This window comes from Hyalangium minutum, from assembly GCF_000737315.1.
Lineage (GTDB): Bacteria > Myxococcota > Myxococcia > Myxococcales > Myxococcaceae > Hyalangium > Hyalangium minutum.
On record NZ_JMCB01000008.1, the window covers coordinates 228875 to 241162 of the forward strand.

At 67.3% G+C, this 12288-nt stretch carries 13 protein-coding genes; 3 read left to right on the forward strand and 10 right to left on the reverse strand.

What is annotated here, in order from left to right; all coding sequences use genetic code 11:
- Positions 1-54 precede the first annotated feature (54 nt).
- The 4 genes from DB31_RS22260 to DB31_RS22275 form a co-directional block, all read right to left on the reverse strand.
- The gene (locus tag DB31_RS22260; RefSeq protein ID WP_083968581.1) at positions 55-309 is read right to left on the reverse strand and encodes a hypothetical protein; all 255 of its coding nucleotides are present in this window, start codon (positions 307-309) and stop codon (positions 55-57) included.
- A 48-nt stretch (positions 310-357) separates the two neighbouring features.
- Positions 358-996 (reverse strand): YceI family protein, encoded by a 639-nt coding sequence (locus DB31_RS22265; RefSeq protein ID WP_044191185.1) that lies wholly within the window; start codon positions 994-996, stop codon positions 358-360.
- A gap of 94 nt (positions 997-1090) precedes the next feature.
- A complete protein-coding gene (locus tag DB31_RS22270) occupies positions 1091-2533 on the reverse strand; it encodes a M61 metallopeptidase family protein (RefSeq protein ID WP_044191186.1) in 1443 nt (480 codons plus the stop codon).
- A complete protein-coding gene (locus DB31_RS22275; protein ID WP_044191494.1) occupies positions 2533-3750 on the reverse strand; it encodes a DUF1015 domain-containing protein in 1218 nt (405 codons plus the stop codon). Before DB31_RS22275 ends, DB31_RS22270 begins: the two co-directional genes overlap by 1 nt.
- 343 nt (positions 3751-4093) lie before the next feature.
- Between DB31_RS22275 and DB31_RS22280 the strand changes: the two genes are divergently transcribed.
- Together DB31_RS22280 and DB31_RS22285 are read left to right on the forward strand one after the other, a co-directional pair.
- A complete protein-coding gene (locus tag DB31_RS22280; protein WP_044191188.1) occupies positions 4094-5689 on the forward strand; it encodes a helix-turn-helix domain-containing protein in 1596 nt (531 codons plus the stop codon).
- Positions 5686-6555 (forward strand): tetratricopeptide repeat protein, encoded by an 870-nt coding sequence (locus DB31_RS22285; protein ID WP_044191190.1) that lies wholly within the window; start codon positions 5686-5688, stop codon positions 6553-6555. Before DB31_RS22280 ends, DB31_RS22285 begins: the two co-directional genes overlap by 4 nt.
- A 1-nt stretch (position 6556) precedes the next feature.
- Here DB31_RS22285 and DB31_RS22290 read toward each other — a convergent pair whose 3' ends face one another.
- The 6 genes from DB31_RS22290 to DB31_RS22310 all read right to left on the reverse strand — a co-directional run bounded on the left by DB31_RS22290 (position 6557) and on the right by DB31_RS22310 (position 10562).
- Entirely contained in the window at positions 6557-6991 is a 435-nt protein-coding gene (locus DB31_RS22290) for a hypothetical protein (protein WP_240486817.1), read from the reverse strand.
- The gene (locus DB31_RS22295; RefSeq protein ID WP_044191192.1) at positions 6970-7752 is read right to left on the reverse strand and encodes a sulfite exporter TauE/SafE family protein; all 783 of its coding nucleotides are present in this window, start codon (positions 7750-7752) and stop codon (positions 6970-6972) included. Before DB31_RS22295 ends, DB31_RS22290 begins: the two co-directional genes overlap by 22 nt.
- Before the next feature lie 150 nt (positions 7753-7902).
- Complete coding sequence (locus DB31_RS22300) at positions 7903-8730, reverse strand: type VI immunity family protein (RefSeq protein WP_044191497.1); 828 nt, start codon at positions 8728-8730, stop codon at positions 7903-7905.
- An 89-nt stretch (positions 8731-8819) separates the two neighbouring features.
- Positions 8820-9230 carry a hypothetical protein gene (locus DB31_RS50595; RefSeq protein ID WP_240486820.1) on the reverse strand — a complete coding sequence of 137 codons (411 nt, stop codon included), beginning with the start codon at positions 9228-9230 and terminating at the stop codon, positions 8820-8822.
- A gap of 120 nt (positions 9231-9350) precedes the next feature.
- Complete coding sequence (locus tag DB31_RS50600; RefSeq protein WP_240486821.1) at positions 9351-9650, reverse strand: hypothetical protein; 300 nt, start codon at positions 9648-9650, stop codon at positions 9351-9353.
- A gap of 18 nt (positions 9651-9668) precedes the next feature.
- Positions 9669-10562, reverse strand: coding sequence for a hypothetical protein (locus tag DB31_RS22310; RefSeq protein WP_044191194.1), 894 nt, complete (start codon positions 10560-10562; stop codon positions 9669-9671).
- Between the two features lie 124 nt (positions 10563-10686).
- On the opposite strand from DB31_RS22310, the gene DB31_RS22315 reads away from it, so the two are divergent.
- The gene (locus DB31_RS22315; RefSeq protein ID WP_044191196.1) at positions 10687-12285 is read left to right on the forward strand and encodes a leucyl aminopeptidase; all 1599 of its coding nucleotides are present in this window, start codon (positions 10687-10689) and stop codon (positions 12283-12285) included.
- The last annotated feature ends 3 nt before the right edge of the window (positions 12286-12288 follow it).

Here is a 12288-nt window from a genome sequence, read left to right on the forward strand (position 1 = left end):
ACACGGGCGGCGGGAAGAGTCCTCCCCACCGCCCGAGCTCACTGCGAAAGCTGCTTACTTCTTGTTGGCGCAGGTGCCCTCGCCGCAGCTGGCGTTGGTGCCCTTGGCCTCGGTGGCACCCTTACAAGAAGCCTCGGTGCCCTTGGCCTCAGTGCCACCCTTGCAGGAGGCCTCGGTGCCCTTGGCAGAGGACTCGGTGGTGGCGGCGCCCTCGGTGGACCCCTCAGCGGCCTTGTTGGACGCACAGCCGGTGGCCAGCGCGCCGAGAGAGAGGGTACCAACGATGGCAGCCAGAGCCTTGACGTTCATGGATGATTCTTCCTTTCGGGACTGCATTCGGTACTGCGGGGGGGACTGCTACAGCTTGAACTGGGTGGAGCCCCAAGCGTCCACCGACACATCGGCCATCTCGGCCACCTTGAGGATGAGTGCGCCCGTTCGGTTGATCTTGTAAGCCTCAAGGGGAATCTGGAACTTGGCGCGCACGCGGAGCAGATCGCCCGGGGCGCGCTTGCCCGTGTCCTCGGACTCCTTCAGGTAGAAGGCGGTGACTTCCACCGGCTCCTCGCGCGTCACGCCGTGGATGGAGAACTTGCCCTGCGTCTTCAGCTTCACGGACTTGCCCGGCTCCAGCGGACCCGGCAGCACCAGATCCTTGAACTCGACGACGATGTCCGGGTACTTCGCCGCGTCCAGCCACTTCTCGTTCTGCAGGTGGCCATCGCGCGTCTCATTGCCCGTCTTGATGGAGCTGACCGGGACGGCGAGCTTGCCGGAGGCCTTGTTGCCCTCCACGGTGATGGAGCCCTTCACCTGGTTGGACAGGCCGTTGATCACTTCCAGTGGTGCATCCAGCACGAAGGTGATGGTGTCGCGGTTGTTCGGATCATTGAAGACGAAGGTCTGCTTGGCGGGAGCGGCAGGAGCCTTCGGCTGAGCGACAGCGGCCAGGGGCAGCAGGGTGGCAAGGCACAGCGCGGCGAAGCGTACGAACATATCGGCCTCTCTACGGATGCGGCTGCAAGGTGGATGCATGAGGTACGCGCGAGCGGGGATCCTGGTTACAGGCCGGAACTCGAATCTCCGTCCACTACTGGATCCTGGAAGCCTTTTGTCCATCCAGAGCTTCACGCAACACGCTGTCCCGGGCCGGTTGAATCGTGACGCCTCCCGGAGTGGGCGTCACGCCGAGGTCTTCTAGCAAACCTTCGAGCCCTGCAAAAGCAGGCCGATGGAGATCCTCCTCCAGCAGCGCGCGGAAGATCGGCTTGCCAGCCACCGCGTCCACCGCCGCGCCGTAGGCATCTACAGTGGAAGTGGATCCTTGCGTTGCCAGCAACTCCAACACGTCCTGTAGGCCGCGCGCGTTGTGCGTGGCCCGGCGAATCGCTACGTCGAGGCGCAGGGAGAAGAACGCGCCCACCCAGTAGATCCCCGGCGGCGCGCTGTCGTCGATCATCTCCTGCAAGGTCTGCCCCGCAGCCTGCGCCCGGCCGCGCCTGAAGCCGCGGATCATTTCTGCCCAAACGGCCTCGGCGCTCATGCGCCCAGAGCGCGCCTGCACCAGCTCCGTGAAGTAGGTGGCGAGCCCTTCGGAGATCCACGCCGCGCGCGGGACAAAGGTCGGATGGGTCAGGTGCAGCAGCTCGTGGAGGGCCGTCCAGTCCCGGTGGAGCGCATCGAGCCGGGCGTCCTGGCCCACCAGGAGGGCAACGCTCGGCGGCGAGCTCCACATCACCATGCCGAAGACGTTGGCGTCCTCGCGGCCCGGCACCGGGTAGATGCTCACGGAGATGCGCGGGAAGGGAAAGCGGCTGCGGACATAGCGCACCTCCTCGGCCCGCTGCCGCAGCCAGTCGCAGAGCTGCGCATCCTCCACGTGCGTCATGGTCCCGAGGATGGCGATGTCCAGCACGGCCCCCTGCAGCTGGGCCTGGCAGCGCCGCCCGCCGAAGGCCTGGAAGCCCGAGTCCACCAGGTCCTCCGCGCTCACGTGGTATTGCCCATCCGGCCCGGGCTGCCACGGCAGGAGCGCGTCCGCCCCCTTCACCGAGAGCTCCACGCGGACGCCCGGCTCCGCCACCCGCGGGCGGATCAGCCACGAGCGCCCCGCAAGGAGCAGCGCGTCCTCTCCGGTCTTCAGTCCCCCGGAGAAGTTCCACCAGCGCCCGCGCCGCCGTGTCTCCAGGGCGTAGCGATAGCGCAGCACGCGCGTGTCCTCTGGAACAGAGATGCCCCGGTCCTCCACCTGCAGCACGCGCGCCTCGCCCGTGCGGCTGTAGGCCTGCACGGTGCGCACCCCGCCCTCCTGCGTGAAGAGGAACTCGCGGGGCGCATCGCTGCCGCGCACCACCTCCACCTCGAGGGACGGCTCCGGCTCACGCACGTAGGTGATCGTGTAGCGCAGGGCCGGTGAGGGCTCCTGCGCGGGTGGAGGCGGACGTGGCGGGCGGACGGTCTCCGCCCGGCACGAGGCCAGCACCATGGCGAGGGCCAGCAAGCCCAGCCTCTGCGCGTGGGAGCTGGGCCGCATCAGAACAGGTGGAGCACCAACCCGCTGCGCAGCTTGGGCTCGAACCACGTGGACTTGGGCGGCATGATCTCGCCCGCGTCCGCGATGGCCATGAGCTGATCCAGGCTGGTCGGGAACATCGAGAAGGCCACCTTCCACGCCCCGCCATTCACCAGGCGCTCGAGTTCCTCCATGCCGCGGATGCCGCCCACGAAGTGGATGCGCGAGTCCTTGCGCGGATCCCCAATGCCCAGCAGCGGCTCCAGCACGTTGCGCTGGAGAATCGTCACGTCCAGCACGCCCGTGGGCGTCGTCTCGAACGTGCCCGGCTTCGCGGTGAGCTGGTACCACTGGCCGCCCAGGTACATGCCAAACTGGTGCCCCCGGTCCGGCTTCTTCTGCGTGCCCGGCTTCACCTCGAAGCGCTCGCCCAGCTTCTGCAGCAGCTGCTCCGGCGACAGGCCGCGCAGGTCCTTCACCACGCGGTTGTAGTCGAGGATCTGCATCTGATCGTGCGGGAACACCACGGCGAGGAACCGATCGTGTCCCCCACCTTCCCCGCGCTGCTGGCGCAGGGCATGGACGCGCGAGGCGGCCGCGGAGCGGTGGTGCCCGTCCGCAATGTAGAGCGCCGGCACCGCGCGGAAGGCCTCCTGCAGCTTTTCATTCAGCTCGCCGCGCACCACCCAGAAGGTGTGCCCGATTCCGTCCTCGGTCGTAAAGTCGTACTCGGGGGCGCCGCGCGTGCCCTCCTCCACCAGCGCGGCAACGGCCGCCGTGGCCCGGTACGTGAGGAACACCGGTTCGTCATTGCCGCCCAGCTCGTCCACGTGCCGCGTGCGGTCGTCCTCCTTGTCCGCGCGCGTCAGCTCGTGCTTCTTGATGAGCTGGGCGTCGTACTCCCGCACGCTCGCGGCGGCCACCACCCCCGTCTGCACATGCGAGCCCATGCGCTGGCGGTACAGGTAGAAGCACGGCTCCGCCTCCTGCACGAGCCGCCCCGTCTTCTGGAACTCCACGAGGTTCTCACAGCCCTTCGCGTACACCTCGTCCGCGTGCTCGTCCGTGCCGGGCGGCAAGTCGATCTCCGGGCGGGAGATGCGGAAGAAGCTGTCCGGGTTGCCCTTCGCGTAGGCGCGCGCCTCCTCGGCGTTCACCACGTCATACGGAGGTGCCACGAGCTTCTGTGCCAGTTCCTTCGGAGGGCGGAGGCCACGGAAGGGACGGAGTTCAGCCAAGGAGTCACTCCAGGTCAGGGTCTGGGGCCGAGGCTGGCCCAAAGCCCCCGGCGATGCGAGCGCCTTCTCCTTTTTCCATGGCGCACTGTGTCAGTAAAACGTTGACAACCGGGGCGCAGAGCGCGGGGGGAACCCTGCCTTCCTCATCGGTAAACCACTGGAAACACTCTTCATTTCCCGGAAGTGAACGTTCCGGGACTGCCCCGGGGGGTGCCGTCCGTTGCCCCTCCGACAAGGCCGCGCCCCCCGCAAAACGTTGATTGCAAATCGGTAAATCGGTTTGCAGAGTGCCCCGGAGCATGGCGAGCGCGGGCCAGAGCGCGCACCCATGTAGGACAAATTGATGAACGAGAATGCACTGAACGCGAACGTTGGCCTGAAGCTCAGAGGCCTGCGGCTCGCGCGCAATATCAAGCAGACGGACGCGGCGAAGGAGCTGGGGGTGTCCCCGGCGTACCTGAACCTCATCGAGAAGGGCAAGCGGGTGATGCCCTTCCCGCTGCTGTGGAAGGCGCTGCGCTACTTCGATCAGGATCCTGAGCAGTTCATGTCCTCGCTGGGCGAGGGCCGGGTGGACGAGGCGCTGGCGAAGCTGCTGGACGAGCCGCTGCTGAAGAGCCTGGATATCGACTCGGAGTCGCTCCAGAGCCTGTCGGCGGAGCCGAAGCTGGCGGGCACGGTGGCCGCCCTGTTCAACCTGTACAAGAACACGCGCACGCAGTTGGAGAACGTGCTGGCGCAGCTGTCCTCCGAGGAGCGGGCGCGCGCGCAGCGCAACGACGGGCCGGGCCTGCGCTACGACTACTCGCCCTACGACGAGGTGAGCGACTTCCTGGAGCAGCACCGCAACTACTTCCCGGAGCTGGAAGAGCAGGCGGAGGCACTGCGGCGGGACTTCAAGCTGGAGCGGCTGTTGACCAGCTCCCAGCTCATCCGCCTGCTCGAGGAGCGGTTTGGCTTCCGGGTGAACTTCGAGCGCGCCCCCAGCGGCTCGTCCGTGGTGCGGCGGCTGGACTTGGAAGAGCAGACCCTGACGCTGTCTCCGGACCTGACGGAGCAGCCACTGAAGTTCCAGGTGGCCACCTCCATCGGGCTGCTGATGATGGACCGGGCGAAGCTGGTGGAGCGAATCGTGGGGGGCAACCGCACGCGGCACGCGGAGACGGTGCGCCTCATCAAGGTGAACCTGTCCAACTACTTCGCCGGCGCGCTGATGCTGCCCTACGGGGACTTCTTCCGAGAAGTGGAGCGCTCGCGCTACGACGTGGAGCTGCTCTCGAGCATCTTCGGCACCACGTACGAGACGGTGGCCCACCGGCTGTGCAACCTGTCCGACCCCAAGCGGCCGGGGCTTCCCTTCCACTTCCTGCGGGCGGACATCGCCGGCAACATCTCCAAGCGCTACAGCGGCACGGGGCTGAAGTTCGCCAGCGGCGGCGGCTCGTGCGGCAAGTGGGCGGTGCACCTGGCGTTCCTCAACCCGGGCCAGCTCACGCGGCAGTACTCGATGATGCCGGACGGGGCGGCGTACTTCTGCTTCGCCAAGGTGCAGCTGCAGCCCATCGAGGGCTCCATCGTGAAGGGCACGGCGTACTCCATCGGCCTGGGTACCCACGCGGAGAACGCGAAGTACCTGGCCTATGGGCTGCCCACCACGGATCTGCGCAAGGACGCGGTGGCCACGGGGATTACGTGCCGGTTCTGCGAGCGCACGGACTGCAACCAGCGCGCGGCGCCCAGCTACCGGTTCGCCTTCGCGTTCGACGAGTACACGAAGAAGGACTGCTTCTTCTCCCCGCTGCTGGTGCACGAGCAGGGCGACAACTGGACCTCCCAGGGCGAGCGCACGGAGAACGGGGAAAGGAATGGGGCCCATAAGGACGGCCGTCAGGAACTGCTGGACAAGCAGGCGCGGCGCCGTAACAAAGGCGAGCCATGAGTCTGACGGACACCGAACGCGCCCACATCCAAGAGACCCTCCAGAAGCAACGGGATGCGCTGGCGACGCTGCGCTTCACCGGCAGCCCTGAGCAGGTGGGCCAGGGGTTGCTTCAGCTCGCCGAGCTGCACGGCCTGCTGGAGGACCACGCCGCGAGCCGCAAGCACTATGAGGAGGCGCTGAGCCTCTTCAAGACGGCGCGGCACAAGACGGGGCAGGCCCAGGCGCTGTACGGGCTGGGCGTGGCGCGGGCTCAGTTCGAGGACCACAAGGGCTCCATCGAGTGGATCGCCCAGGCCGCGGCCCTCTACAACGAGGTGAAGGACAAGGAGGGCGAGGCCCTCTGCCGCGCGTGCATTGGTGAGTCCCTGCGCGCGCTGGGCCACACGGACGGCGCCGAGGAGAAGTACCAAGAGGCGCTGATCCTCTTCCGGCAGACGCGCAACACGGACCGGGTGGCGGCGCTGCTGATGGACATCGGCGACATCCGCATGGAGGCCGGGGACTACAAGCGCGCCCGGGAGCGCTTCCTGGAGGCGCTGACGATTCTGGAGAAGGGCGAGGAGCCGGAGCCGCTCGCGCTGTGCCAGCTGCTGCTGGGCGAGGCGGAGGGGCTGATGGGTAACCACGAGGCGGCGCGGCCCCACCTGCTGGAGGCCGTGGAGCTGTACGCGCAGCTGCATGACCACGTCTTCGAGGCCCGGGCCCGGTGGGACCTGGGGCTGGCCTGCTACCACTCCAAGGACTTTCCTGCGGCGCGAGTCCAGCTCGAGGCGGTGCTGCCCCTCTACGAGGAGCAGGGCCGCACGGAGGAGGCCGCCAAGGTGCGCAACGTGCTGGCGCACTTCACCGCGAGCGGCGTGTAGCTCAGGCGCTGATGCCGGCGCCCACCGCGAGGGCGAGCAGTCCGAGCACGCCTGCGGCACAGAGCGTGTAACGCCACTCGCCGCGCAACCCGAGCATGGTGCCGGCCATCACCAGCCGCGCCACCGGCGTCACCAGGAGCAGCGAGGCGGCGCCCTTGCGCAGGGTGTCGATGGCCACTTGCACTGTCTCGGATTGGGGCAGCGCCTCCAGTGCCAGCGAGCCGAGGAACATCGTCCCGCTGATGATGGCCCCGCCTCGCAGGATGCGGGCAATCCAACGCTCCCCCGCCGCCGAACGCCCGATGCGCTCGCGGGCTCGTGCGGGCGCTGCTGCTGGAACTTCCGTCTCTGCCACCACCGCGTTCGCCTTGGCCACCGCCCCAACGGGCGGAGGCGTCGGTGCCGCGGCCTCGCTCACTTCCATATGCTCGGCCACAGTCCCTCTCCTCCCTTCCAGAACATCTGCCCCGCCACCACCAGCAAGACGACTGCGAACAGCTTCTTGAGCACCGCCGTGGGCACGCGCGGCATGAGCCGGCTGCCCACGTACGCCCCGGCGAGCACGCCCACCACCAGCGGAGCGACGAGCGGCAGCTTCATGTGCCCGCGCCAAGCGTAGGACGCCACGCTGGCGGCGCCCGTCACGCCGATCATCAGGTTACTGGTGGCACTGGCCACCTTGAAGGGCACCCGCATCCCGTAGCTCATCAGTGGCACTTTGAGCGGGCCGCCGCCCACGCCCAGCAGCGCGGACAGCCCTCCGGCCACGAACGAGCCGGAGATGCCCAGCGGGTAGTTGGTCGGCGTGTAGACGGTAGTGGCCGCGGGCTCTTCGTTCCGCGTGCGCACCAGGAGGATCTGCAGCGCGACATAGAGGGTGAAGAGGCCGAACACCACCGCCACCATGGCCGGAGCGAGGTAGGCGGCGACCAACCCACCGGTGATGGCACCCACCACGGTGGCGAGCTCCAGCGTGAGCCCCAGTCGGATGTCACTCAGGCGATTGTCCACATAGCTGGCGGCGGCCGCACACGAGCTGGCCACCACACACATCAGGCTCGCGGGTACGGCTTCTTCGAGCGGGAGGTGGAAACCGAACACGAGCAGAGGCACGAGCACCACCCCACCGCCGATGCCAAGCATGGCGCCTGTCAGGCCGCCGAAAGCGCCCGCTGCGATGAGGAGGAAGAGTGTCATCGCGTGAGAGGATAGGAGTGGGCTCCCGGATCGGATAGACGCATTCCCGTGCAGCTCCGGAGCTCGCCTGGTCGGCTGCTGTGCTCGGACTCACGCTACGGCTTGAGGGCTGGGCGAACGTTAAGCACCGTGCCTCGCAAGCGCTGAGGCTCACTCCAGGAAGCGGCGCTCCCACCGGTACAGCACTTCGTCCGGGAACTTCCACTCCGGAACGCGAGGCGACTGATAGAGCCAGGGTTCCAAGACCTGGGCCAGCTCGCGGTACGCAGGCAGGGTGTTCCCCTGCTCCAGATCTCCCGCTTCAGGCCACTCTCCGAGTGTCACGACGGCACGGCCTGCTCCCATGTTCTCCACGGTCGTCCCTCCGGAGTGCAGGCGTGCAGCCAAGCCCTCTGCCCCCCCCAGTTGTCCCAGGACGGGCTCTCCGAGAAACGTCAACCAGGACACGCCTTTGATGCGTGCACCGAGCCGGCCGGGCAGCCGCTCCATGGCCGGCATGTCCAAACCGGGGTGACGGAAGCACTGCGGCCAGAGCAACTTGCGGACCTCGTACAGGTCCTCGGAAAAATACACGGAGAGGCCTGCGTGACCGGAGTTGAAGGGCAGTTCCGCGCCCAACTCCAGAGCCAGTTTGCGGACCTGAGCCGGTCCATGCTTCTCCAGGTACTCAGTGGGCAGCCAGAACGCCACGGCGCAGGTGCGCTCCAGGTCCTGGAACTCGAAAGCTTCTTTCAAATCCCGCCCTGAGTAGCGAAACTCATAATCCGATGAGAGTCGATCCGTCTCGCGCAGCCGGATCTCGGCGCCCCGGGGATGCCCCATCTTCTGGCGTAGCATTTCCCACTGGGATTGATCGAGTTCCTGCCAATCGCCCTCTCCATCCGGCGTCCAAGCAAGTGTGCCGAGACCGATTGCCTCGCGATAACGTTCTAGGCCTCTCATCACCCCAGGAATGACTTCCTGGTGAGAGCGCTGCATATAAAAGCAGATGCTCAGGCTCGTCCGGGTGCACGGAAATCGCTCCTCCCCATCCTCCCCGTCATAGCGAATTTGTGGATAACGCTCGCTCATCGGGTCACTCCGAATGCGGGACGTACAGACATGACCTCGGCTTTGAAGGCCTCTTCGTACACAGTCTGCTGGTTCAGCGGATGGAATGGATGATTCGGATGGTATTCATGCCATGAGGCCTCTTTGTCCTTCGGGCAGGGAAATTTGAAGTCAAACACCGCCTGGATGTTGAGCAGGTCGCCTGCGGCATGGACCACGACATCCGGGATCAGGGTCCCCAACAATTTGTGGAACAATCCCTCACGGAGCCACGCATCCACCTGATTGGGATTGAGCGGCTCCACAGTCCGCGTCTTCCGATCGTACCGGTAAGGTTGCTGCATGGTGACGTATTCCCAAAGTTCCTCGGGTAACTCCCTCTGGACACACTCCATCGCGGCTCGGTGCTTCTCCTGTCCCAAGTGCATGGCCCAGGTCACCTTGCGCCCGCCGTTTTCTGTCTTGAAGGTCTCCCGACAAAGTTGGCGAGAGGGGCGTTGTCCCTGTCCGAGCAGACGATCGTCGACGTCTCGGCTGGCCTGATTGGCTCAGTCGCTCAGCACCTGCACCACCCTCGCGAGGTCCGCAGCCTCCAGTAGCTTCATCAGCGCCGATGCGGCGCGCGCGGCCTCTATCGAACGGGCCACCCATGGCAGTATGGGTGTTTCGCCGCTGGGAGGCGCATAGCAGGCCGGCGTACGCATGCAGGCGCTGCTCGCTGAATCCATCGACTGCGCGTACTGCCTGGGCGTGAACGAACCACCGCCCCTCGGCGCGGCGCACGAGCCGAGGACCCCACTGGCTCCCACCAGCAGAAAGAATCGCAATACGTCTGACAGGAAGGACATGACCACCCTCAATGGGCGTCAGGCGGCGTAGGCGCCGATCGTGCCCTCGGGGAACTCTTCCAGAAAACGTGCGCGCGTACGCGGCGTGAAGGTCCCCCGGGCCATGTAGAGCAGCAGGTGCCGCAGCACCCCGCGTGTCTGCTCCAGTGCGGCTTCCACCTCGGCCGCGAAATCGAAGCTGTCGTGGCGGTACAGCTCGTGGAAGCTCAGCTGCGAGTACGCCGGCAACGAGCGCATCCGTCCCACCGGGCTCGAGAGCACCATCCCCATCATGTAGAGCCCCCTCACCCACCCGTCCACCTGCGCCTTCGTCGGCGCATGCCCCACCCGCTCCTGCGAGGCCAGCCGCACCAGCTCGTAGATGCCCCGGCCAATCCCCCTGTACGGAAAGCCCCGGCTCTTCGTCACCTGGAAGCGCGTCCGCAGCCCCGCGTTGCCCAGCATCTCCATGCCGTGCAGCTCGCGCAGGTAGAAGAGCGTCTGCGCCCATTCGATCTTCCGGTGCGCGTCCAGCTCCGTGTCCTCTTTGCGGCGGTGGCGCGCCACCAGCAGATCCACCCCCGGGTGCAGCCGCCGATCCAAGCACAGGTGCGTGAAGTACCCCGCCAGCAACGCCAGCCCCGGCTCGGTGCCCACCAGCGCCCCGGTGGCCACCAGCTCCCCCATCTTCAGCCCCAGCCCCACTGGCGCCCGCTCGTGGTACAGGCGAGCAAACGCGGGCACCTCCCGCTCGGGCAGCAGGGCCGTCAGCCCTCCGCGCAGCCCCTCACACAGCGGGAGATCCGGCAGCGCGGCCCCAAAGCGCGCGTACGGCAAGTCCTCGGCCAGTGCGCGTGCAATGTCCTCGGGAAGGCTCCCTGGGTGGGCGGCGAGCTGCTCGATGGCGGTCAGGTGAAGGAGCAGCGAGGGCATGCATCACCAGAGCTACCCAGCGCGCCGTGTCAATGCAACGCCCATGTGAAGCCGAAGCTTTGCGCGTAACAGGCACGGCGATACAGTCCGCGCCGCTTTCCACCCCCAGGAGTACATCCCCACCATGAATTTCAGCTTCGTCCCGGGCGACGCCCTGCGGGCAGGCGGCGCCCTGCTCGTCATCCCCCTGCTTGATGGCGACCTCGGAGACACCGCTTCCACTGCCCTCACTGCCGCGGACAAGGCCCTGGAAGGCAAGCTGCGCGCAGCCGCCACCCAGGAGGGCTTCAAGGGCAAGGCGGAGCAGTCCCTGGTGCTGAACACCCTGGGCACGCTCGCCGCCGAGCGCGTCCTGCTGCTGGGCCTGGGCTCGCGAGGCAAGTTCACCCACGAGGTGCTCCGTCAGGCCGCCGGGCGCGCCGCCAAGACGGCCCAGAAGCTCAAGGTCCAGGAGCTGACCTTCGTTGTCCCAGAGGCCCTCGCCGCCCCCGAGGCCGTGCGCGCCATCGCCGAGGGCCTGCTGCTGGGCGTCTACAAGTTCGACCGCTACAAGACGGGCGGCCCCAAGGAGGAGAAGAAGGCTCCGGGGCTCGGCACGGTGAAGCTCGTGGTGTCCGGGGACGGCAAGAGCCCGGAGCTCCAGGCCGCCGTGGAGCTGGGCCGCCGCGTCGCCGAGGCCACCAACTGGGCGCGGGATCTCGTCAACGAGCCCCCCAACGTGGTGGACCCGGACCGGCTCGCCCAGGCCGCCCAGGAGGTCGCCAAGGCCACTGGGATCAAGGCCACCATCGGCGGGCGCAAGGAGATCGAGCGCCTCAAGATGGGCATGTTCCTCGGCGTCGCCCAGGGCAGCGCCCACGAGCCCCGGCTGATCCACCTGGCCTACATCCCGAAGAACCCCAAGGACGCCAAGCGCGCGCCGCTGGCGCTGGTGGGCAAGGCCATCACCTTCGACTCGGGCGGACTGTCGCTCAAGCCTGCCGATTCGATGATCGACATGAAGACGGACATGGCGGGCTCGGCGGCGGTGCTGGGCGCCATGCGCGTCATTGGCGAGCTCGCGCCGCCCTTCCCCGTGCACGCCTTCGTGGGCGCATGCGAGAACATGCCCTCGGGCACCGCCTACCGGCCGGGTGACATCCTCACCTCGCGCCTGGGCAAGACGGTGGAGATCACCAACACGGACGCCGAGGGCCGCCTGGTGCTGGGTGACATCCTCACCTGGGCCGTGGAGCACAAGCCCGCCGCCATCGTGGACCTGGCCACGCTCACGGGCGCGTGCGTCATCGCCCTGGGCAACTACATCGTCGGCGCGTTCGGCGACAACGATGGTGCCATGGAGGAAGTGCTGAAGGCCGCCAAGGCCGCCGGCGAGGAGTTCTGGCGCATGCCCGTCACCGAGCTGCAGAAGGACGCGCTGCGCTCCGAAGTGGCCGACATGAAGAACGCGGGCGAGCGCTGGGGCGGAGCCATCAACGCGGCCCTGTTCCTCAAGGAGTTCGTGGGCGACACGCCCTGGGTCCACCTGGACATTGCCGGCCCGTCCACCAGCCCCAAGGAGCGCGGCTACTTCAACAAGGGCGCCACGGGCGTCGGCCTGCGCACGCTGGTCGAACTCGTGCGCCAGCGCGCCGCCTCCCCTGAGAGCACGGAGAGCCCCGCTGAGAGCGCGGCCCCTGCTCCGAAGAGCCGCGCCAAGAAGGGCCGCTCGGCCCGTGCCTGAGCC

Excerpts from the sequence above, each read along its gene's own strand:
- DB31_RS22270 (WP_044191186.1), bottom strand. The coding sequence starts at position 2,533 with ATGCGGCCCAGCTCCCACGCGCAGAGGCTGGGCTTGCTGGCCCTCGCC.
- DB31_RS22265 (WP_044191185.1), bottom strand. The coding sequence starts at position 996 with ATGTTCGTACGCTTCGCCGCGCTGTGCCTTGCCACCCTGCTGCCCCTG.
- DB31_RS22310 (WP_044191194.1), bottom strand. The coding sequence starts at position 10,562 with ATGCCCTCGCTGCTCCTTCACCTGACCGCCATCGAGCAGCTCGCCGCC.
- DB31_RS22295 (WP_044191192.1), bottom strand. The coding sequence starts at position 7,752 with ATGACACTCTTCCTCCTCATCGCAGCGGGCGCTTTCGGCGGCCTGACA.
- DB31_RS22285 (WP_044191190.1), top strand. The coding sequence starts at position 5,686 with ATGAGTCTGACGGACACCGAACGCGCCCACATCCAAGAGACCCTCCAG.
- DB31_RS22300 (WP_044191497.1), bottom strand. The coding sequence starts at position 8,730 with ATGCAGCGCTCTCACCAGGAAGTCATTCCTGGGGTGATGAGAGGCCTA.
- DB31_RS22315 (WP_044191196.1), top strand. The coding sequence starts at position 10,687 with ATGAATTTCAGCTTCGTCCCGGGCGACGCCCTGCGGGCAGGCGGCGCC.
- DB31_RS50600 (WP_240486821.1), bottom strand. The coding sequence starts at position 9,650 with ATGTCCTTCCTGTCAGACGTATTGCGATTCTTTCTGCTGGTGGGAGCC.
- DB31_RS22260 (WP_083968581.1), bottom strand. The coding sequence starts at position 309 with ATGAACGTCAAGGCTCTGGCTGCCATCGTTGGTACCCTCTCTCTCGGC.
- DB31_RS50595 (WP_240486820.1), bottom strand. The coding sequence starts at position 9,230 with ATGCACTTGGGACAGGAGAAGCACCGAGCCGCGATGGAGTGTGTCCAG.
- DB31_RS22280 (WP_044191188.1), top strand. The coding sequence starts at position 4,094 with ATGAACGAGAATGCACTGAACGCGAACGTTGGCCTGAAGCTCAGAGGC.